Genomic DNA, 22,636 nt, shown 5'->3' with positions numbered 1-22,636 from the left:
TTTTCTATTTCATTACATTAAGGAAACATTTTGCTAAAAAACCGATACCCGGAGATGAAAATAGTCGGCACCATTCAGCGTCATCGATTAATGCAAGATTTGAATCAATAATTTCAGTAAATTCGACACAAGTCACCTCGTTATTCTACATACTTTATGAAACACCGTTTACTCATTATCCCCCTGCTATTGCTCTATGCCCATGTATCCCTTTCGCAGACGAAGGGGGCCATTGATGCATTTGCAGCCAGCACCGGCGCGCTACCTACGATCGACCCTGCCACAGGGTCTCTGAGTTTCCTCCGTTTTCCCGCCCAAAGGGCTTTACAGGTCAACGGCGGCGACGCTCAGCAGAAGTCGATGAATTTTATTTCACAGTATAAAACCCTTTTCGCGCTCCGCGACGGTGAGGACGAATTCCGCCTCAGGGAGCAAAAGACAGACAATTACGGCCTGCAAAACGTCACTTTGCAGCAAACTTACAAAGGTGTGCCGGTATACGACGGTCAGATGAAATTCCATTACAACGGCGCACAAGGCCTCACCGCGCTGAACGGCAATTTTATTTCCGAAATCAAAGTCAATGTCGTCCCTACCCTGGCTCAGCATGAGGCCGAATCGATCGCTGTCGGGCTTGTAACAACACAGCAACTGGGCAAATCCTCCGTTCCGGTGAAAGCTAACAAAAGCTCGCTTTACATTTTCCAGAAGGGACTCGCCCAGGGGTACAACGGCTCGAAGTTCCTCGTGTATGAAGTGGAAGTACGGAACGACGCCGATGTGCGCGAGTTTCTGTTCATCGACGCGCACAACGGCCAGCTCGTGGAGCAATTCAAAGGAATGCACAACATTACACGACAACTCTATGAAACTTCCGCCACCCCGCCCAATTTAAAATGGAAAGAAGGCGATCCTTTTCCGGGCACGCTCGATCAATGGCAGCAATCCGAAGTGGAAAGCTCGGGATTCATTTACAACCTGATGAAAAATGCATTCGGATATGTCTCATTCAACGGCGGGGATGCGGTGATGGTGACGATCAACAATAACCCCAACATTAATTGCCCGAATGCCAACTGGAACGGCTCCACCGCCAACTATTGCACAGGAACAGCCACCGACGACGTGGTGGCGCACGAATGGGGCCACGCCTACACCGAATACACCAGCGGGCTGATTTACCAATGGCAGCCCGGCGCATTGAACGAGGCCTATTCGGACATCTGGGGTGAAACAGTGGACCAGCTCGACGGCTACATGGACAGCGGCGAATCCAACGCCAACCGGACCGGTTGCGCAAGCTCCGACCGCTGGCAAGTGGGCGAAAAAGCGACTGCATTCGGCGGCGCGCTCCGAGATATGTGGGACCCGACTTGTAAAGGAGACCCGGGCAAAGTATCCGACCCGCAGTACTGGTGTGCCAATAGCGACGAAGGGGGCGTGCATACCAACAGCGGCGTGCTTAATCACGCTTACGCATTGCTGGTCGACGGCGGTACTTACAATGGACAGACCATCACGGGCATCGGCCTCACCAAGGCTGCCCACATTTTCTGGCGGGCGCAGTCGACCTACATGACCGCCACAACGGACTTTGCCGCGCAAGCCGATATCCTGGAAGCTTCCGCAAACGACCTGATCGGCATTAACCTGATGGGCTTGTCGACAGGCACTTCTGCACCAGGTGCCTCCGGACAGACCATCACGGCGGGCGATGTAGCCCAGCTGGTGAAAGTAATTACCGCCGTAGAGCTGCGCTCAACAACTCACTGCGGCTTCATAGCCACGCTCGCACCGGCACCTGCACTATGCGAGGGCGCCAACGCCGGGCTCGCGATCTTCTACGAAGGTTTCGAATCGGGCCTCGGCGGATTCACGCCGTCGTTCACGACCACCTCGGCCGGCTGGGTAAATCGCCAATGGCAACAAGTGGTATCCCCCGGCGGACGCCCGGGCCATGCAGCATTCGGGGTTGACTACCAGGGTGGAAATTGCGATCCGGCCACCAACCAGTCGGGTATTATTCGTATTGAAAGCCCTGTCATTGCCATTCCAGCAGGGACTACCGGTAACCTGGTGCTGGCTTTTGACCACTACATTGCCATAGAAGACACCTGGGATGGCGGGAATATCAAGTTCAGTATCAATGGCCAGTCCTGGGCGGAAATCCCTCCTGCTGCGTTTATAGCCAATGGCTACAACAATACCCTTAATTCGAGCAGCGCGGGCAATTCCAATCCGATGGCCGGCCAGTTCGCATTTACGGGCACGGATCAGGGATCGGTAACCGGCTCGTGGGGCCAAAGCCAGATTAACCTGAGCGCTGCCGGCATTGGCCTCGTTGCCGGTAACACCATCCAGCTCCGTTTTGAAATGGGTACCGATATTTGCGGTGGTGTCGAGGGATGGTATGTGGATGATATCCGGGTGTTCACCTGCGCCGTTACGCCGGCGGTTCACTTTGTCGCGGCAAGCGCCAGCATCAACGAGGGCGAAGCGACCACGGTGGATCCTTCGACTTGTCTCAAATATGTCGATAAAGTTGTAACAGTGGGGATCGACAAGGTGCCGAGCCAGCCGGTAACGCTGACATTCAATGCACCCACGGGAACGGCCAAACTGGGAGCAAACGGCGATTACACCATTTCACCTGCCTCCGTCACACTCGATGCGGGATCACTCAGCAAGAACGTTACGATACGGGTTTTGAACGATGCCTATGTGGAGGGTCCCGAAACCATCAACCTGTCGTATGCGCTGAATGCAAATGGCGGAAATGGTTACGCGGCGGGCACGATGCAAAACTTCGAGCTGACCATTAACGACGACGATCTCGCCCCCGGCAATTACACCGAGGAACTTCTGAATTCCAACTTTAACAATGGCATGCAGGGTTGGAAACCGATTAATGGCGGTAATTCCTATCATACATGGGAAATAGCGCAGTACGGCAACGCAGGTTTCGAAGACGGATCGCCGTTCTTCTTTATGAACAGCGCCATTAACAACGCCTACACGCTGGATGAAATCCTGGAATCGCCCGTTATCAACACCTCCGGCAGAAAAAACCTGACGCTGACTTTCAAACAGGTCTGGGAAAGGCAGCTCGGCGACTTCCCCGAAGTAGGCACCCTCGAAGTATGGGATGGCACGACATGGCAGCTGTTGCTCACGCAAAACGAAGCTACCGGCAACCTCGGCAACCTCCACGGCTACACCTCGACGCCTACGACGGTTAATATTCCGGATGCTTATGCGAACGTGAATATGAAATTCCGGTTCCGTTATGTGTCCCGGTCGGAAATATGGTGGGCGATCGACGATGTGAAACTGACGGCCGCCCATTCGAATCAGATCCTATCGACAGTCAATACGGGCAGTGCGGCGCAGCAATACCTCGGGCCGAATGAAACGGCGGTTTTCTACGATCCTTCAACCGGCAATCTCATGGCTAAAATCAAGAACCTGAGCGCGCATGACTATGGCTGCACCACCGTGGAAATCGACCGTTCGGGGGCCAATGGAACCTCGTGGGTAGGAAGCTACCAGGTTACCAACAAAACCTTCAAAGTAACGCCTACGAACAACAACCCGACCGGCCAGTACGAAATCACGCTCTACTACAAAGGTTCAGAGCTGACCACTTTCACACCGGGCAACATCAAGTCGATGGGTAAGAGCCCTGTCAGCATCGCCGCCAGCCAACCATCGAACTCCACGACGGTCGGGGTAGCATCGGCGCCTATACTGGGCACCGATTATGCATTTACAGCCACATTCAGTACCGGCTTCTCCGGGTTTGGCCTATCCGATGCCCCTCCGGGCGCTCCGTTGCCTGTAACGCTGGTGAGTTTCGATGGTAAAAACACATCGGAAGGCAATGTGCTCCAATGGACAACCAGCTCGGAAAGCCGCAACGATTATTTCGCTATTGAGGAAAGTAGCAATGGCAAAAACTTCATCGAAACCGGACGTGTGAAGGGCATCGGCGATGCGTCTGTTGCGAATCATTACAGCTTCACGGACGTGGATTTCAATAAGGGCATTACCTATTATCGCCTCAAACAGGTAGATTTTGACGGCAAGTACGCATACAGCCGCATGATTGCGATCGATGCGCCGTCGGCGGGGCACCTCCGCTTCTACCCTAACCCGGTACAGTCGGCGCTTAGCATCGAGCTGCCCAACCTGCAAGGTAACTGGGTGAATGCACGGGTGATCAACGCCTCGGGACAGGAGGTACTTGTGAAGGAGAAAGCTGTCATTCAAAATGGCAGGTTGCACCTCCAATTGGGCAAATTACCGTCGGGAATTTACCAGGTACTGCTCACCAACGACGCGGTCAATTACCGGTTGTCGGTGTTCAAACCCTGACGGGGTTAATAAACCTCGTCCATCACTTTCGTCAGCCAGTCGGCAAGTTCCGCGGCATTGGCGTCCTGGTTTTGGATGATGACATTACCTGTTTGCCGGAGCAATACGGCGGTGTAGGTTTTCTGGTCGGCATTATAAGTGTAGCTGTAAAGGCGCACAAGACCGAGATCTGCACCGCCATTGGCCGGCTTCGAGAAGCTGTCGCTATTGACTTTGCGGGAGATTGCGATGTACTTGTCGAGCTCGCTGGCGGCAATTTGGGTTGAAGAAACGGTTGTCTGGCCTATATTGGCGTCCATATTTTCCTTTGAAAGCGTCAAGGCGCCGTCAATATCTTTCCAGCTGGCGGGCTTATCGTAAGTTCTCACCAGCCCCTGTTTGTCGATCAGAAAACCTTTAAACTGGTTACCCCAGGCCTGGTTGGTATAGTGTACTTCAAAATAAATCTCCTGCTCGCCGGTCAATGCCACATCGTCGGAACATGAAACAAACAGCAACGCCCACGTGCTGAAAACCAAGATCGGGATAATAGATAGCGCTTTCATCTTTCAAATAGCTGAATGACCTAAAATTAATCATTTTACACCGAACAAAAATGCCCCGCCAGATGACGGGGCATTTTTTGTGTATCGGTTGAACGGTACCCGCTATTCCGGATTCTGCACCAGTGAAGGGTTTAGTACCGTTTCCGCTTCCGGAAAGAAATGCACCACCCGTGGGTGCGTATACGGAATCTCCTGCTTCACAGCGCCCGCGAGCAAATGCGTACCCGGGTAGTTGCGCTCCATGGTCCGCTTGTTGCGGAAAACATCATGTTTCCGCAAGCCTTCCCAGGCAAATTCGAGGTGCGATTCTTCGAGCACCACATCCAGCACGCTGGCATAGCCCATCATATTGGCGGCGGAGAAAAGCTCGGTTCCCGATAAACCGGCCCGTTTGCGGATCAGGTTCACGTCTTCCAGCACTTCCGCATTTTTACCCAGCTTGGCATTCGCTTCCGCACGGATCAGGTACATTTCGGCCAAACGGAAAAATACCGGCGAGCTCAGCATCGGATAACCTTCCTGGTACGAGAATTTGCTGATGTAATACTTCGGATAGCCGTTACGGGTAGCCAGCACCTTGTTCCCGGCAGCGTCGGTCTTGATAGAGCCGTCCGCATTCTTCTCATAAACCGGAATAATGTAATCCCGACGCCTGTCGTTCGGGAACTTGTCGATAAGCTTGCGGTATTTCTCCGAAGCATACATTTCACCCCAGCCTTCACCGTCCGACAAATACATGGCGCCGATCGCCGAATAGCCTCGGTTGTCCTTCACCGTATGGCGAACGGCAAAAATCGTCTCCGTGTTCGATTCGGGCACGGTGGTGTAGTATTTAGGCAAATTGGCCGTCGCAACGAGCGCATAGCGGTTCGAACTGATCACCTTGTTGGCATACTCGATCGCCTTCTCGTTGTTTTCCATATACAGGTAAACGCGGCTCAGCATCGCGTAGGCCACTTCTTTGGAAGCAAAGTTGTTGTTCTTCGCGACGGTCATCAGGCTAATCGATTTTTCGAGGTCCTGGATCACGGCCGCATATACTTCCTTCACCGTCCCGCGGGTTGGCTTCTGAGCGGGCTGCTCGGTGGATTTCACCACGATCACGCCCGGTGACGCGCCTGCGTCGGGGGCATACGGGCGTGCGAACACATTGGCAAGGTGGAAATGCAGCAATGCCCGCAGGAAATAGTTCTCCCCCAAAACCTGATCGAGCTCCGCCGATTGCCCTTCCTTCAAAAGTCCGATAATCACATTGGTGCCATAAACGGCCTGGTACGACTTGGTATAAAAGTTCGTGGCCAATGCACTGGTTTTGATATGATTGTAATTGTATGAAAAATACAGCGGGTCGGACGTGGTACCGCTCAGCGAGACATTGTCCGAGGGGAATTCCGACATCATATGGTACGAACGGATGTAGTTTCCGTCCTTCAAAATGGCGTAGTTTCCGAGGGTAGCCGCTTTAAGGCCTTCGGGCGTATTCACGACCTGCGTCGAAGTGAGGCCGTCGTAAGGCGTAATGGTGAGCTCCTCGGAGCAACCGGTCAGCAGCACACCGCCCAACATGGCGGCCAATGCGGTTGATTTGATATGACGTTTCATCGTAATGGCTTAGAAATTAAGGTTTACACCGAACATGAGCTTCTTGCTGCTCGGATAACGCGAGCTATTGGTACCATTGCTGAGATCGACCTCCGGATCGACGCCCGAAAACTTGGTCCAGGTAATGAGGTTATCGCCGCTGGCAAACACCGACAACCCGCTGATATGCAGCCGCTCGGTGAACACTTTGGGGATTTCGTAACTCAGGCGCACGTTACGCAAGCGAAGGTAGCTGCCGTCTTCGAGGTACCGCGACGACGTTTTGTTCGAATTCTTGTTGCCATTCACCACCGCCTTGGGGTGCGTGGCAACGTCGCCTTCTTTCTCCCAACGTGTCCATCCGTCCTGCAAACGCATTTTGTTGTAGGTAGGATACGCGCCGTCGTCGTCAAACAGCTCCCGGTTGTAGATGTACACCTTGTTACCCGACACGAACGTGAAGAATGCAGAAAGCGTCACGCCGCCGTATTTGAATGTGTTGGTAATACCTCCCGTAAACTTCGGATTTCTTGAACCCACAAAAACACGTGTTGCGCTGTTGTAGACATTGGTCGTCGATTCCTTGATATTACCCGAGGCATCTTTGGTTTGCAGCAGCCACAACGGGTCCCCGTTCGTTGGGTCTACGCCCATCCATTTCCGCATGTACCACGATCCCAGCTCCCGGCCTACCTCGATGCGCTGGTTACCACTCTCGATCGGCTCGTTTTTGTTCAATGCCAGCACTTTGTTACGATTGACAGAGAAATTAAAGCTCGTCTCCCAGTTGAATGCGCCGCGGATGTTTTTCGAAGTAATTTCCAGGTCGATACCGCGGTTACGCACCGATCCGATATTCTGGATCTGGGTCGTAAAACCGGTTGTCGCTTCCAGCGGCACATTCTGCAACACGTCCTTATTGAGGCGATTGTAAAGGTCTATCACGAGGTCGATCCGGTTGAAGAAGCCGATGTTGATACCCGCATCGTAAGTATAAGCTTTTTCCCAGGTCAGGTTAGGATTTGCCTTACGCGCCGGAAAGCCAGCCGGCAGCCCGCCATATTGGGCATTGAAATCGTAAAGATCCTGGGCCACGAAATCGCCGATGTTGGCATTACCCGTCGTCCCGTAGCTCGTGCGTACTTTAAACAAGTGAATTTTGTCTTTCAAAGAACCAAAAAACTCCTCGCTCGAAATATTCCAGGCTGCACCGACGGAATAGAAATTACCATAACGGTTATCCTTGCCGAAACGCGACGAACCGTCGCGGCGGAATGAAACGGTAGCGAAGTACTTGTTATACAGGTCATAATCGACATTGATGAAGGCGGATGCAAATGCATTCTTGGTTTTATAGCCGGTAAGCGACGTCGGGGTAGCGGTTACGTTCAGGATGTCCAGCGAAGGGAAAATACCCTGCCCGGTACCACCCATTCCATCAGTTTTATTGCCCTGGAACTCCGCCCCCAGGATCGCATTGAAGGTGTGCGCGCCAAATGATTTGTTGGCGTTCAGCAGGTTGGAGGTAATGAAGCTACCGGTGTATTCGTAGCTGTTCGAAAGCGAGCCGTTATACGACTTGCCCGTCGGCGTACGCGCATCCACGTTCGACTCTGTGCGGGTGTTAGTCACCGCGTACCGGTTCGAAGTCGAAAAGGTCAGCCAATCAAGGATATTGTATTCCAGTTTTACATCCCCCTGAATACCCGAGCCGCGGTTCTGGTTGAAATTATACTGGTTGTTAAAAAGAAAATTATTACGGTCGCGGCCATACCAGTCGGTCGTGTTGGCATCCACGTACCGGTATGAACCATCAGCACTATACGGGTTATCCCACGGCAGGTTGATATAGCCCTGGTACAAATAGCCCTGGTCGTTCTGGCGGTTATTGAAAAAGGTATTCACACGGGCCGTCAGCTTCACTTTGTCATTAAGGTTGTGCTCAATATTGGCACGGAAGTTGACGTTTTCATAGCCCGTTTTCAGGATCACCCCTTCTTCTTTATAATAGTTCGCCCCGAAATGAAAACGTGTGCGATCGTTTCCGCCCGACATCGACAATGCGTGGTTATGCGTGATACCGGTGCGAAACGTTTTGTCGAGCCAATCGGTGTTGCCGGGCGTCGCGGGGAGGAAACGGCTCTGGTAACCTGCGTAAGCCGTCGGAAAATTGTTGGCTGTCAGGTATGCATTAATCTGCGCGTCGGTCGGGTTCGGCGTGGTGGCGCTAAGCTGGGCGATGTAGTTGGCGCGTTTCGCATCATAGTCGTTCTGGTACATCTTGTTGGTGAAGTCATAAAGTTCCTGACCATTCATGACTTCAAAATTGCCGCGCAATACCTTGCTGAAACCCACCGAGCCGTTGTAGTTGATCTGCGTTTTGCCCGATTTGCCGGTCTTGGTCGTAATCACGACCACCCCGTTGGAGGCGCGCGAACCGTACAAACCGGTAGCTGCCGCATCTTTCAGAATGGAGATCGAGGCAATATCGTTGGGGTTCGCGGTACCGCCGATCAGCCCGTCGATGACGTACAGCGGTTCGGCGCCGGCTGTAATGGAACCCGTCCCGCGTACGCGTACGCTCGGCTCCGTGCCCGGCGCACCGCTCGCACTCGACACCACTACGCCTGCCACGCGGCCTTGCAGCATGGTGGCGGTATTGTTGCTGGTGACCGTTTGCAGCTCCGAGCCCTTGATCACCGATACGGAACTCACCAGTTCCGATTTCGACCGGCTCGAATAACCCGTCACAATCACCTCGTCGAGGCTGGAAACATCTTCCACCAGCGTGATATCGATCACCGAGCGGTTCTGCACCGGAATGCTCTGACTTTTAAAACCGATAAAACTGGCCACGAGCACATCATTGGGACTATTGGAATGGAGGGTGAATTGCCCGTCCACGTCGGTCTGCGTTCCGACCGTGGTTCCCTGAATCACGATGTTGACACCCGTAAGCGGTACGCCCTTGCTGTCAACCACCTTTCCCTTCACGGGACCGGCATTCAACCGGGCCGCGTAAGGTGTAATCCGCCCCAGCGGCCGCGCGCCGGAATCCAGCGGGATCATCAGCGGCATGGCGAGCCCGGCCATGGCGGCTGTCCGAAACAGAATTTGGGTAAATCTCGGTTTCATAGATTTAAGAATTGGTTAAAGAGTTATGAGTAGAATAAATTCGTTAGAATTCTAACCACACCAAAATTAACCGTGTAACCGAGATTAACAAGAAAAAATACTAAAATGTGTCCGCACACACCGGCACTTTCGCCATTCAAACTAGTCTTTTACATTCCTGGATCAACACCAGAATTTGTTTTACAAAATGCCGGCAAAAAAAATGGGCTGGAAAATCCAGCCCATTTCAACTATAAAAACATAAAAACAATATGGCGCGGCCAGGTAAACTTGGTTTACTCGACGGCGATATATTTGCCGGAGCAGGCCTCAATGCAGCCATAACCGAGCGTCAGCTTGCTCGTCGACAAATCCGAATAATACCAGATATGCGACGGCGCGGTTTTATCGATCGGGATTAGTTCAATCCGCTTGTCGTCGAGCACTTTGTATGCATTAAACAAAGGTACCGAAGATTGTCCCTGCGCCTTTTTCTCTACAAATTCTCCATTTTCCTTAAACTCGATGATGTGCGCGACGTCGTCGGTCACTGCCTGGTAGGTTCCGCTGCCGTCACCCGGATCGGCGAGGTATTCGACGATCTTCCACTTGCCGACCAGGCCGTTGTTTTCTTTCATGGCTCTTTTGGCCCCGTCGTCGACCGGATCGGCGGTATCATTCTTGCAGGCGACTATTACCGTCCAGAGGAGCATCAGCGAAAGGAGTAAGCGGGTAGTTTTCATGGGCTAAGAAATAAATTGGTTTCGGTTACATAGATTCAGCCTATTCTCCTTTCGTTGGAAAAGCCGGAAAATTTTGTAACCCAAACCATGCATTTCTCCCGGTCGCTACCTACGGATCGTCCGGAACGTCAGATTGATCCGCGGGCCATTCTGCGTTTTCGATTTCGGGATGCGATGCTCCCAGGTATGCTGCAAATCCCCCTTCATGATCAATAGCGAGCCGTTTTCCAGCGTCAGGCCATATTTTCTGGAATGGTCGGGCCGGTATCGGAACTCGAAACGCCGCTCTTGTCCCAGGCTTACCGACGCAATCACGGGATTGCGGCCGAGTTCATCCTCGTTGTCTCCGTGCCACGCCACGGAATCGTTGCCATCGCGGTAATAATTGAGCAATACGCTGTTGAATGCAAAACCCGTCTTCTGCTCGATCCGCTGTTTGAGATTGGCGAGTTCGGGCGTCCACGCATACGGCTCAAACCGTGTGCCGGAGAACGTATACGATTTATCGGTATCGCCGTACCAGGCCATCAGCCTCGGGGCGGTCACTTCTTTACCGTACATTTGCATGACCTGCTGGCGCCACGGCACTTCCGCGACCCACCGGCGCATTAACCCGGTGCATTCTGTCACCGGAACGAAACCGGGATAGTATTCGAGCAGATCCTCGGGGAATTGGAGCGCCTCCTCAGCGCCGAACAGACTTAGTTGTTTCATCAAGTTTGCTGATCAGTGTTTGAGAACCATAACAACAAGCTATACAAAAAAGTCTAAGGACAGCGCATTAAACCTGCTCTTCCGGCACCGGCCGGGCCACTACATCGCCCTGTTCCACCCATTGCACCTTCACGTTTTGCACTTCCGCCTGAGTGGCCAGTTCGGCCTCCATCTGCGGGAACTGATGATACATGCCCTCCTTGTGAAAGCCATAATGAATGGGTACCAACACATCGGCATGCAGCAGGCGTGTCACCGTAATCGCCTGGACGGGCGTAAGCGTAATGGGTACAGGGCTGGGTTCCACGCGCGGAATGTTCACCACCGCTCCGTTCACGGGCAGGAACACGGCATCGAAATGCTGCCAGGTTTTGCCCAGCTGCCAGAACTGGTTATGCCACATCGTATCGCCCCCGTGCAGAATGCGCTGACCATCCGCCTCGATCACCCATGAAACCTGCTTGTCGCCGACACCGTCCATTGCAAACACGGCTGTGACCGTGAAGTTTCCGATTTGCTGCGGCGTATTCAGCGCCAGTGCCAGTGGTGAGAAACCGTCGTTGGTTACCTCGGCGGCGATTTGCTCGGAAACGACGAAGCGGCCTTCCGGTTTCAATACGGCGCGTATCGCGCCGGGGTCGTAGTGATCCGAATGCAAATGCGTGATCAGCACCACATCCGCGGCCGTATCTCCTACAAATTCAAACGGTTCTTTCGGCCCGATGGATGCGCCGCGTTGGTAATTCTGTACGGCATCTATGAGTAATATCTGGCCATTGGATTCCACTTTCAGGCCTGCCCAGGATAATCTTTGAAGTTTCATGTGCTGTTGTTTTTAGTACATGACAAAAGTATTGGTTTTAGATATATGAGAAAAATGATTTATTTTTATCAAATCAATGAACGATACTCATGTCATGCTAACGCTGCAACACCTCTATATTATTGAGAAAATCACGAGCGAAGGATCGGTGACCAAAGCCGCCGAGAAACTGAACCTCACCCAATCGGCCCTGAGCCACCAGATCCGCGACCTGGAAGCGGCCAGCGGCATAAAGCTCTTCAACAGGATCGGGAAGAAGCTTGTACTGAACGAAGCCGGCCAGCGTGTGGTGACCAGCTCTCAGAAAGTGCTGCCGGTGATCCGCGAACTGGAAGCGGAACTGAAAGAAATGCGCGAAGGAAAGAAACAAACGATCCGCATCAGCACCGAATGCTACACCTGCTACCACTGGCTGCCACGGCTGCTCACCGGTTTTCACCAGGAATATCCCGGCACCGACATCCAGATCATTGCCGAAGCGACCCGCCGCCCGATGGAGTACCTCGAAGCCGGAAAGCTCGAACTGGCATTGGTAAACGGGACCAACAACAATAGCAGCCTGCATTTCGAACCGCTTTTCGAGGACCGGATGGTGGCATTACTTTCGGATAAGCACCCGCTGGCAGTACGCAATATGCCGCTCGAATTTTCGGATATGCATTCTGAAACATTGGTTGCATTCCAGATCAGCAGCCATAGCAACCTGCTTTCACCCGACCTGGTTTCCAGTCTTTCTCCCCAAAAAATCATCTACATCCCGATGACCGAAGCCATTGTGGAAATGGTCAGGTTTGGCATGGGTATTACCGTCATGGCCGAATGGGCTGCCCGCCAGTATCTGAGCACCGGCGGACTTATGACCCTGCCCTTTCGTTCGGAGGTCGGTACACGTCACTGGTACGCATGCACGCATAAGAACCGTAGCGACGCGCTGAGCGGGCTGGTGAGCATGATACAATCGGCCTTGCTCGGAACCGAAAACCCGGTGCTGGCCTGAGGTCAGGGCATTTCATAACCTGTAATGCCCTGTTTTCTCAACTTTTTCATGAGCAGGTTACGGCCGCGCAGGAGCTGGGAGCGTGAGGTACTGTCGGTAATGGAAAGCGCCCTGGCAATTTCGATGTGGGAATAGCCGTCGATCAGGCTCAGGCTGATGATCCGCTTGTAACCCTCCGGCAACTGTGCGATCATTTCGTCGACGATCCCGACACCCAGCCGGTCGATCATACAGGTGTGATCATTGGATTCAAAATCGAGCGGCGACATGTCCATCGAGTGGTTTTTTGCTTCTTTTTTCGTGACACGGTGGTAATAATTAATGGCCGTCCGGGTCACTACTGCACGCATCCAGGATTCGGTCGACTCGATGTTCTGTACCTCATTGAGATGCCTGAAAATCTTCACAAATGATTCCTGGTAGATATCCTCCGCCTCCATGCGCGTCCGGGCAAAACGCACACAGATGCGCATGAGCTCGGTGCGGAAGCGGTTATAGAAGATTGTCTGCGCGCGCTGGTCGTTTTGCTGGCAAGCCCTGACGAGGTCGGTCAGCGTGCGGTAATTCTTTTTGGTTGATGCTTTCATGAGCTGTAAAGGAAGTTGGGTAGTGACAAACTGGTAATCGATGTCTGTTTATACCGCCCGGCGTCCGACCTTATCAGCAGATAGCAGGAATTTTAAAAAATAGAAAGGCCGGAAGCAAAAACGCTGCTTCCGGCCTCTGTACTTCATTCATTTACTTAAAATTTATAGGCCACGCTTAACGTCGAGTTCCTCGGCTTCTGCGGGTTCACCGACCAGTACCCAATATAGTACTGCTTATCGGTAATATTATTGACATTCACTGAAATACGAAAATGACTGGCATTGTAAAACACGCTGGCATTCAGCAGCGTATAGCCCGGCAGGATGAATACGCCGGTCTTGCTGTTATCGATTACCTTGTATTCTCCGGCATAATTTCCGCCGATACCGAAGCCGGCGTTTTTCAGTGTGCCGCTGCTGATGCGATAGGTGGCCCAGAAGTTGGCGAGGTTCTGCGGCCCTTGCCCGCCGATGGCACGGCCCGGCTCGCTGTAAAAGTCTTCCGGGTCGCCCGAGATCACCTTGGTTTTGTTGTGACTGAAACCGGCGATCAGGTTCAGGCCGGTAAGCGGGTTCGCCACGATGTCGAGTTCGAAACCTTTGCTTCCTACTTTTCCGCCTTGGGTATAGTCGAGAATATTGGCCGGATTCGTCATCACGCGATCGGACACCTTGATGTCGTACACCGAGAGTGTAGCAGCCAACTTGTCGGAAAACAGGTTGGTTTTAATACCATACTCCCATTGATCGGCATGTTCGGGCCGGAACGATTTGACCCGTGGATTCGCGCCGTCGGCATCGGTAACCCTGCGCGGCGCGACATTGATGAATGCATTCATGTAATTCGCAAAAAGCGAAACTTTGTCTATCACCGGTTGGTACACGATCCCGAACTTCGGCGACAGCGCCCATTGGTCGTAGTCGTCATCGGAAGTGGTCCGGTCGCCCTTTGAATCAAAACGATCGGCACGCAAGCTGATCATCGCGCTCAGTTTCGGGGTCAGATTCAGGACATTGGAAGCATAAAAACCCAGGGACGAGTTGCTGATATTGCTCGCTCCGCCTTCGGTGCCTGCCAGCAGGTTATCTACCGACGCCTGTGTGAGATACACCGGTGCAAGCGTGTCGCCCGAATAGGGATCGACATAATTCACATCCCCCTGCGGCGTTACATTACGTGCCCGGCCCCAGCCGGAGCCATTATCGATCACATTCCTTTTGAAATAATCCACCCCTACCAAAAGGCGGTTCCGCATGTTACCGAGCTTAAAATCGCCATTGAAATTCTGCTGGATATCGGTGGTATTGGTCGTCTGCTGCTCGTTGTGAAAGTATTGGCTGAACCAGTTATCCCCCGAAACATCGTCCCAGATGTAGGTGTAAATACCATTCGATTTCACTGTTCCTCTCGAAAACACGGTCTGCGAGGTCCATTGATTCGAGAGCTTGTAAACCGCCTGCGCCTGCAAGTTGAAGCGCGGGTTACGGATCGACAGATCATTGGAAGTAAACGACAGGCGCGGATCCAGGTTCAATTCCGCGAGGTTCCTGAATGGCAACGGGCTCGAACGGTCGGAATGGAAGAATACCGGCGCCACGGCCCTTTCTTCTTGGAGGATTTCGGTCAGGAAATGGAATGTCAGCCTGTCGTTCACCTCATACATCAGCGCAGGCGCGATGAAAAACGACTTCTTGAACCCTGCATCCTGGAAACTGTTTTCGGAGTGGTAGGCGGTGTTGACGCGTAATGCGATCTTGTCGGTCTTACTGAGGGGCGTGTTAATGTCGGCGGCAACCCGGTTCAGCCCGAAGCTTCCCGCATTATAACCGATTTCGCCGCCAAACTGATGGTAGGGCTTCTTGGTGATGGTGTTGATGATGCCGCCATACCCATAAAACGAGCCGCCGAACAATGTGCTCGAAGGCCCTTTAATCACCTGGATCTCCTCGACATTGGAAGGATCGAGGTTCCCGCTGGTGATACCCGGAAGGCCGTTGTAGAGCAATGGTTGTGCTTCGAAGCCACGCAGTGCAAAATAGGCAGCGCCGTCTCCTCCCCTGCCCGTCGATTCCCAGGTACGCGAAATGCCCGGCACATTACGCAGGGCGTCGTCGTAGCTGGTAATGCCCTGCTGCTTCATGATTTCCGAGGAAACTGTGCTATAAACCTGCGGGTTTTCCAGCTTTTTCAGCGGTATTTTGGCCACGATTACATTCTCGCGGTTCAGGTTTCGGGCCGATACGATCACCTCCTGCAACTGTGAAGAATTTTCTTTCAGTGTAAAATCCAGCGAGATAATGCCACCGGCCGTCACCTCGACCGTCTGTTCCTGTTTTTCCAGGCCAATAAACGACGCTACCAGCCTGTGCAATCCGGGGTGAATATTCCTGATCTGGTACTTACCATTGCGGTCGGTTAATGCGCCCTTGGTCGTACCTTTCACATTGACGGCTACGAGCTCCACCGGCTCGCCGTCGGACGTACGCACCGATCCGCTGATGGTACCGCTTTGTGCAGATGCCCTTGCAGCAGCAAAACAGAAGGTTAATGCGAGTAGAAATAGCTTTTTTGTCATAGCATAAGTTTAGATTTCGCACAAACATATTATTTAAACTAAATCTAAACAACAAAAAATGACAAAGAAAAACCCTGTCCGTTTCGCGTATCAGGGCTGTATCGTGGCTCGCTCTATTTGAGCTTACCCGAATTCACATAAAAATCAGACAAAAGCGCCAGGAACTCGTCCTTACGCCGCCGCGACACTTCGATTTCGGTGTTATCGCTCATCCACACCTGGCCACCGTCGCCTTTGACGTACCGTTTGATGTGTTCGAGGTTAATGATGTTGGATTGATGTACGCGGAAGAAATAGTAGTTATCCAGGATCTCCTCATACTCTTTCAAAAGCCGCGAAACGACTATCGAAGGGCCTTTCACCAGGTGGAATTTGGTGTAGGAGCCCAGCGATTCGCACTGGATAATGTCGGTCATTTGTACGAAATGAATGCCTTCCGCGGTTGGCAGCGCGATGCGCTGGTTGTCGTTGCGCTTCCGCTCGATGAGCCTTGGCGTACGAACGGGATCCAGCTGCTCCTGTAAAATCTGAAGCTGCTCGGGGTTTACACTGCCTACCCGGTCCCGGAACTTCTCAACGGCCGTTTGCAGCTCGTCCGGATCAATGGGTTTGAGCAAATAGTCGATGGCACTGAAACGGAACGCTCGAATGGCATATTCCTGGTAGGCCGTCGTGAATATGACCCCAAAATCGATCTTTTCAAAGCTGGAAAGCAAGTCGAAACCGCTTTTGCCCGGCATTTGAATGTCCAGGAAAATAAGGTGCGGCCGTATTTTCCAAATCAGCTCGATACCTGCATCGGCGTTCCGCGCCTGCCCGCATACATCGACTTCCGGGCTCACGATCCGGAGCAGATTGGTGAGCGCCTCCCGGGCATTGGTTTCGTCGTCGATGATGACGGCGCGTAATGATGGGTTCATAAACTATACGTTTTCAATCGGAATGATCATTCTTACCAGCGTTCCGGCCGGTTTCTTCTCATTGTCAAAAAGGTCTATCATTTCAATGCGCGCCTGGCCATCTTTCTGCCGCAGTGCCTCGAAAATACCCCGTGTCATTTCCTGCCCTCTCGAAATATGGCCCTCGGTACGCGGTGCAAAATCGCGGCCTACCCCATTGTCCTCGATCGTGCAGACAATGTGACGGTCGCCGAGCCGTGCCTTGATCGTCAACTTCTTTTCCCCTTCTTTGGGCATCAGCCCATGCCAGATCGCATTTTCCACATAAGGCTGCAAAAGCATGGGCGGCAGTTGCGCATCCAGGAGCACGTCATTTTCTTCAATATCAAATGAATAGGTAAACTCATGATTGAACCGGAACGACTCAATCTCGACGTACATCCTCAGCGTGTCAATGATCTTTTCGAACGACAGATACTGATGATTGGAATTCTCCATAATACGTCGCACCAGTTTCGAAAACTTGGAAAGATATTTAGCCCCTTCTACCCCTCGATTCGTAAGCAGGTAGTTCTGAACCGAATTGAGGGAATTGAACAGGAAATGCGGGTTCATTTGCGCTTGCAATGCTTTGAGCCGCCATTCGGTGATCTGATGGTCGAGACGGTTACGCTCCGCGAGCGTGTTTACCCGCCAGCGCATCATCGCAACGATCAGGCCGGCGATCGTCAAGCCTATAAGCACCCTGAAAAACAAAGTGCTGGTGAAATATGGCCGGATCGTAAGCCGGATGACCAACGGCTCCCTGCTTGCGGCGCCCGATGCATTGCTGCTTCGCACACGTAATGTGTAGGAGCGCGCGGGCAGGTTCGAGAATGAAACCGTATGCTCATTACCGAGGTCAATCCATTCGCTATCATACCCTTCCAATTGATAATTGAAACGATTCTGCGAAGCAGGTTCGAAATTCAGCGGCGTAAAACTGAAAGAGACCGTATTCTCATCCGGTTGAAGGACTATTTCTTTCGTCTCCGCCTGAAATACCTTTTTTCCCTTCACTTCCACGGTAGCCAGCACAATCTCCGGCGAACGGACGTTGGCGCTGAGCCGCTTCATATCGAGGACATTCAATGCATTAATATGGCCCAATAGCAGTTCACCAGGCGTATTAAAATAAAAACCCACCGGCGCGTTGCTGCGAAGGCCCTCAATCGTCGTCAGGTAACGAACCGAGCGTGTTTGAGGATCAGCAATGTGGATACCTTCATTGGTACTAAACCACAGCTTGCCATCGGCTGTCTCCGCAATATTGGAACAGTAGGTATCTTTTAAAGTACCGGATTTAAAATCGAACGAATCTCTGATCAAACCGTCGGGTGTGACTCTGGAAACACCGCCCCAACTGGCTACCAGGATGGAACCATCAGGCGCTACCTGAATGGCATTGATGCAGTCACCGCCCAATCGCCGGTTTTTATTGATAGCCAACTCCCGGATATTGGTAAAAACAGCCTTTTTCTCATCAAAAAAGAACAATCCTCTCGAACAGGTAGCAATCCAGATCCTTCCGTCGGGTGTTTCGCGCATCGCTTTGATATAACTCTGATGAACCAGCTTCCTACCCTGCTCCGGCGCCCACAAATGCAGTTCCCGGTTCGTGACGGGATCGAGTACTTTCAGGCCTTCATTCAGGTTGGCGATCCAAAGGCGCCCCTTGCGGTCTATCAGCCCGTCCCGGAAATCGGTATTGCGGAATAGTCCCGTACCCGCCTGCCAGGGTTGAAAACCGTCCGATGCAGCATCTCCCCTGAAAATGCCTTTGTCTGTAAATGCAAAAGCCTTTCCGCCGATGCTTCTGACCTTATCCGCAAATGCCTCCTCCTGTGCATACCCGTGCAGTTTAAACCGGTTGGTTGCCGGCTGCCAATGCAGCACGCCCGAATGCGACAAACCGAGCCAGTAACTGCCTTCCCGCGCCGGCTGGATGCTCGTCACCTGTACGGGCAGGCGCACAACAGACGCGGGTATCGTCACCGTGCGGACGCCGATGTTCCGATAGCGGTATTTAAAAATGCCGTTGCTCGTGCCCATCCACAGAATGCCGTTGGCTACATCGTCATACATATCTTTGATCCGGATACCCTGGTTGTAGAATTCGGGAAGATGGTAGAGCTCGTCCCGCCCGGGATAATACACGCTCACGCCGTCGTTTGTCCCTACAAACAGTGCTTTACCGCCGTTCTCATCCTGCGATTCCCGGACACAGACGACATTGTTTTGTTCAAAACCAGCCTTACGGATTGAAAAACGGTGGTCCGACGGCGAATACTTTACCAACCCGTATTCATAACCTCCAATCCAGAGGTTCCCCGCTGAATCCTGCGAACCACGGCTTAACCGGATCGTGATGCGGTTTTCAGGATAAACTGCGGCGGGCCCCAGCACGCACACGAGCTTGTCGCGCTGCCGGTCGTAATAATACAACCCCAGCTCTGAAACGATCCACAATACACGTTGGCGATCCTCGAAAAAGCTGGCATACTGATAGACGTCGCCCCCTTTGTCCGAAGGCGCAAAAGTGTAACGAAACAGCTTCTTTCGGGCGATGTCGTACCGCTGTACAGAAGTATAATCACAAACCCACATCTGATCGTACGAATCCACCATACCCTGCTCGTGCAGGTCGTTGCCGGTATCTTCGTCGTCGTAATTATTTGCCACCAATGTACTCACTTCCATCGCATTGTGATCAATGCGGGCAATGCCGCGGGTATCCACCGACGTGTATAAATCGCCCCTGGAATCCGTCGACACGCCTGAGCAATAGCCAAGCTGCAAACTATCCAGCCGCAGGAACGAATAACCGTCGTAACGGCAGAGGTTCCGCCCCGTGCCAATCCAGAGAAACCCGCGGTGGTCCTTATTGATACACCAGATGTCGTTCGACGGCAAGCCCTCCTTGGTCGTGAGGTGTTCGAGCGAAAGGACGGGCATCTGGGCGCAGACATTCGCGCCAAGCAGAAAAACGAGCTTTAAAACAACGACAATCCGCATTCGGGTCAAAGAAAGCTGGGCCAATAATATCTTTAAGCGAAAGCGCCGGGCTTCTTACTCTCGCAACTGCGCCACCGTTGCATGCTGCATTGGTCGGTTCGGCGAATGCCCTCTGCTCTCGCCGCGCGCCTGGCTTCTGGCAACTTCGGCATTCATCCGCTCGACATAACACAGCGCGAGCAGGGCCGCAAAGGTAAGATAAGCTAAAAATGTCTTCATAAGTACATGTGTGACCGGCGCTCAAAAGAATACGAGGCTTAACAGGATCATTGCTGCGATCAGCAGCAAGGCAATCCAGTCGAACTCCCGCTCAAAAAATTTCCTGACCGCCCCTTTAACCAACCTCCTCCCCTCTTTTTTTGCCGGGTTACCTCCTCTTTCCATACGCCTGTTGTTGATTTTTGATTGATATGTCCTAAAAATCGCTAGAATCGACACCGGAATGGCCGCAGCTTCAAATCCGGCACCCGTCAACGCATAGCCGGCAGAAAGCACCTGATATCCGGAAACCGGTTCCCCTCCTCATTTTTCCCTGCCCCGTCGTAACCTTGTACAATCAATGAAATCCCTCCTCCCACCCGACCTGAATATTACCGGGATGTGAAATCAAAAAATTTAAATTTTTTTAGGCATTTAAATTTCTAAATCTGAGCCAATTGCGAAATTTCATGCATTTCCGCTCAAAAAATAGTGCTCTCAAAATTTGTTTGATAAAATCCCAATTGTACTTTTGCACCACGATACGGCGCTGCGGCAGACAGATCGAAACGAAAAAAGGCCTGAATGTTAAGTTTTCATCAAGGACAAAGTTTCGAAAGAGTCAGAAAAAGCGCCACTAACATATAGATCGATTCCGTAGCTCAGCTGGTAGAGCAATACACTTTTAATGTATGGGTCCTGGGTTCGAATCCCAGCGGGATCACAGAAGGCACACGAAAGTGTGCCTTTTTTTGTTTAAAATGCATTGATAATCAGCACATTTCACAAAAAGGCAGGTCAGTCTGAATCATAACGAACCAATCCATTCGGTCACCTATTCGGTCACCTGTTGGATTCGGTAAATTAGGTGACCGAATCAGATGTTTGATTGAGGCGGTTTTGATTTAGGGTTCTCCACGGACACAATTACCAACCTTAAAATGTGCGAGCATGAAGTTCAAACAAAATCTGTCATTGCTATTCTGGCTGTACCGGGGCAAGGCCTCCAAAGACGGAAAAGCACCCATCTATGTCAGGATTACCATCGACGGAACCGACACGGACATTTCTCTTGGCAAAAAGATCCATCCCGACTTCTGGAACAGCGATACCAAGCTGGTGACCGCTACGCAGCGGAAGCCAAGATGATCAACTTGAAAATCGTTCAGGCGCAGGCTGAGATCGAGAAGCATTTCCTGGTACTGCAATCCCAGGTTAACCATGTAACACCTGCAATGCTAAAAAACGCCTATCTAGGCTTGCCGTTGTCTCATTCCAAAGCAAAGCCCGAGAAGGCCGCAGGGCTAAGCCAAACGCTATTAGCTGCCTTCGATGAATTCATCGCTATTTTCGAAAAGAAAGCCAAGAAAGGAATCCGCTCGGAAGGGACGCTTCGCCACTGGCGCTCGACCAAACGGAAGGTGGAAGCATTTATCCGCTTCCGGTATCAGCGGAAGGATATCGAAATGATCGATATCGATCAGTGTTTTGCCGAAGAGTTTTACGATTATTTAACCCTTCACCTGGATGAGCCGCTTTCCGAGGTCACAGCCAAGAAGCTGGTGAAATGGACAAGGCAGATCGTCAAAATAGGCGTCAAAAAGAAAGTAATTGCCGCAAACCCTTTGGAAGGATTTGTTTGCTCGGGCGGAAACAAAGAAGTAATGCCATTGGAGCTATTTGAAGTGGAGGCTATCCATAAAAAAGAAATAGACATTGATCGGATCAGTGAAGTGCGGGATGCCTTCATTTTCCAATGCTTTACGGGATTTGCCTACCAGGATATGTACAACCTTTCGCCTGAGAATGTTGTGAAAGTTGGTAGATCGGGCGAAAAATGGCTGATCAAAGACAGAGGCAAGACTGAGGTGACCGAAATGGTGCCGATTCTTCCGGTTGTGCAGGAGCTGATCGACAAATACAAGAACCATCCCTATTGCAAAGTCAATAACCGGCTGATACCGGTCAACAGTAATTTCCGGTACAATGTCTACCTAAAAGAACTTGCGGTGATTTGTGGGATAAAGAGGCCGCTTAATACGCACCTTGCCCGTCATACGTTCGCGGACATGATGCTCAACAATGGCGTGCCCTTGGAAGATGTCGGTAAAATGCTTGGACATCAGAACATTCGTACGACCCAGCGCTATGCTCGGGTGAGGAAGCAGCGGATTAGTGATCATATGGCCTTTTTAAAGCAGAAGTTGTTCACGGATTCTGGAAAATTGAGGTCAGTGATGTAGAAATAAGAAAGCTACCGACTGGTCCACGGTAGCTTTCCTGTCCTACCAATTCAAAGAATCTGATCATCGGCCGCCGCGGGAAGTGCGGCGGAATGTGGATCGGCGGCCACTATTCGTCAGCGTGGCTACCGAGTGTTGGTCTGCCTTTATCTTTTCACATTTCAAGTATCTATCATTCAGGGAGACTA

At 51.9% G+C, this 22,636-nt stretch carries 16 protein-coding genes and 1 tRNA gene; 5 read left to right on the top strand and 12 right to left on the bottom strand.

All coding sequences use genetic code 11. The annotated features are described in order from the left end of the window. The first annotated feature begins 156 nt into the window (after nucleotides 1-156). Nucleotides 157-4,374: a M4 family metallopeptidase gene (locus tag J7619_RS07805; protein WP_291196640.1), complete on the top strand. Its 4,218-nt coding sequence runs from the start codon at nucleotides 157-159 to the stop codon at nucleotides 4,372-4,374. Between the two features lie 5 nt (nucleotides 4,375-4,379). Here the strand turns inward: J7619_RS07805 and J7619_RS07800 are convergent, their stop codons facing one another. The 6 genes from J7619_RS07800 to J7619_RS07775 all read right to left on the bottom strand — a co-directional run bounded on the left by J7619_RS07800 (nucleotide 4,380) and on the right by J7619_RS07775 (nucleotide 11,894). After that, nucleotides 4,380-4,919 carry a hypothetical protein gene (locus J7619_RS07800; RefSeq protein WP_291196637.1) on the bottom strand — a complete coding sequence of 180 codons (540 nt, stop codon included), beginning with the start codon at nucleotides 4,917-4,919 and terminating at the stop codon, nucleotides 4,380-4,382. A 102-nt stretch (nucleotides 4,920-5,021) separates the two neighbouring features. Next, nucleotides 5,022-6,521: a RagB/SusD family nutrient uptake outer membrane protein gene (locus tag J7619_RS07795; protein WP_291196634.1), complete on the bottom strand. Its 1,500-nt coding sequence runs from the start codon at nucleotides 6,519-6,521 to the stop codon at nucleotides 5,022-5,024. A 9-nt stretch (nucleotides 6,522-6,530) separates the two neighbouring features. After that, the gene (locus J7619_RS07790; protein WP_291196631.1) at nucleotides 6,531-9,635 is read right to left on the bottom strand and encodes a TonB-dependent receptor; all 3,105 of its coding nucleotides are present in this window, start codon (nucleotides 9,633-9,635) and stop codon (nucleotides 6,531-6,533) included. A gap of 275 nt (nucleotides 9,636-9,910) precedes the next feature. After that, entirely contained in the window at nucleotides 9,911-10,357 is a 447-nt protein-coding gene (locus J7619_RS07785) for a hypothetical protein (RefSeq protein ID WP_291196628.1), read from the bottom strand. Nucleotides 10,358-10,462: 105 nt separating this feature from the next. Beyond that, complete coding sequence (locus J7619_RS07780; RefSeq protein WP_291196625.1) at nucleotides 10,463-11,071, bottom strand: alpha-ketoglutarate-dependent dioxygenase AlkB; 609 nt, start codon at nucleotides 11,069-11,071, stop codon at nucleotides 10,463-10,465. Between the two features lie 67 nt (nucleotides 11,072-11,138). Then, the gene (locus tag J7619_RS07775; protein WP_291196622.1) at nucleotides 11,139-11,894 is read right to left on the bottom strand and encodes an MBL fold metallo-hydrolase; all 756 of its coding nucleotides are present in this window, start codon (nucleotides 11,892-11,894) and stop codon (nucleotides 11,139-11,141) included. 76 nt (nucleotides 11,895-11,970) lie between these two features. On the opposite strand from J7619_RS07775, the gene J7619_RS07770 reads away from it, so the two are divergent. Beyond that, nucleotides 11,971-12,891, top strand: coding sequence for a LysR family transcriptional regulator (locus J7619_RS07770; RefSeq protein ID WP_291196619.1), 921 nt, complete (start codon nucleotides 11,971-11,973; stop codon nucleotides 12,889-12,891). A 2-nt stretch (nucleotides 12,892-12,893) separates the two neighbouring features. Here J7619_RS07770 and J7619_RS07765 read toward each other — a convergent pair whose 3' ends face one another. The 6 genes from J7619_RS07765 to J7619_RS07740 form a co-directional block, all read right to left on the bottom strand. Further along, entirely contained in the window at nucleotides 12,894-13,478 is a 585-nt protein-coding gene (locus tag J7619_RS07765) for an RNA polymerase sigma factor (protein WP_291196616.1), read from the bottom strand. A 155-nt stretch (nucleotides 13,479-13,633) separates the two neighbouring features. Continuing rightward, complete coding sequence (locus J7619_RS07760) at nucleotides 13,634-16,054, bottom strand: TonB-dependent receptor (RefSeq protein ID WP_291196613.1); 2,421 nt, start codon at nucleotides 16,052-16,054, stop codon at nucleotides 13,634-13,636. A gap of 113 nt (nucleotides 16,055-16,167) precedes the next feature. Beyond that, the gene (locus J7619_RS07755; RefSeq protein WP_291196610.1) at nucleotides 16,168-16,974 is read right to left on the bottom strand and encodes a LytTR family DNA-binding domain-containing protein; all 807 of its coding nucleotides are present in this window, start codon (nucleotides 16,972-16,974) and stop codon (nucleotides 16,168-16,170) included. 3 nt (nucleotides 16,975-16,977) lie between these two features. Continuing rightward, on the bottom strand, nucleotides 16,978-20,007 hold the full coding sequence (locus J7619_RS07750) for a two-component regulator propeller domain-containing protein (RefSeq protein WP_291196608.1): 3,030 nt from the start codon (nucleotides 20,005-20,007) through the stop codon (nucleotides 16,978-16,980). 54 nt (nucleotides 20,008-20,061) lie between these two features. Beyond that, a complete protein-coding gene (locus J7619_RS07745; RefSeq protein WP_291196606.1) occupies nucleotides 20,062-20,226 on the bottom strand; it encodes a hypothetical protein in 165 nt (54 codons plus the stop codon). A 21-nt stretch (nucleotides 20,227-20,247) separates the two neighbouring features. Next, nucleotides 20,248-20,391 (bottom strand): hypothetical protein, encoded by a 144-nt coding sequence (locus J7619_RS07740; protein WP_291196604.1) that lies wholly within the window; start codon nucleotides 20,389-20,391, stop codon nucleotides 20,248-20,250. Nucleotides 20,392-20,856: 465 nt separating this feature from the next. Between J7619_RS07740 and J7619_RS07735 the strand changes: the two genes are divergently transcribed. The 3 genes from J7619_RS07735 (at nucleotide 20,857) to J7619_RS07725 (ending at nucleotide 22,448) form a co-directional block, all read left to right on the top strand. Beyond that, nucleotides 20,857-20,929 (top strand) — tRNA-Lys (locus tag J7619_RS07735). A 227-nt stretch (nucleotides 20,930-21,156) separates the two neighbouring features. Next, nucleotides 21,157-21,354: an Arm DNA-binding domain-containing protein gene (locus J7619_RS07730; protein WP_291196602.1), complete on the top strand. Its 198-nt coding sequence runs from the start codon at nucleotides 21,157-21,159 to the stop codon at nucleotides 21,352-21,354. Beyond that, nucleotides 21,351-22,448: a site-specific integrase gene (locus tag J7619_RS07725; RefSeq protein ID WP_291196600.1), complete on the top strand. Its 1,098-nt coding sequence runs from the start codon at nucleotides 21,351-21,353 to the stop codon at nucleotides 22,446-22,448. The genes J7619_RS07730 and J7619_RS07725 overlap by 4 nt, the downstream gene beginning before the upstream one ends. Nucleotides 22,449-22,636 lie beyond the last annotated feature (188 nt).

The sequence above is a fragment of the Dyadobacter sp. genome (genome assembly GCF_017744695.1).
Taxonomy (GTDB): Bacteria; Bacteroidota; Bacteroidia; order Cytophagales; family Spirosomataceae; genus Dyadobacter.
Note: the sequence above shows the minus strand (reverse complement) of the source record. Positions and strands in the feature narration are given on the sequence as shown.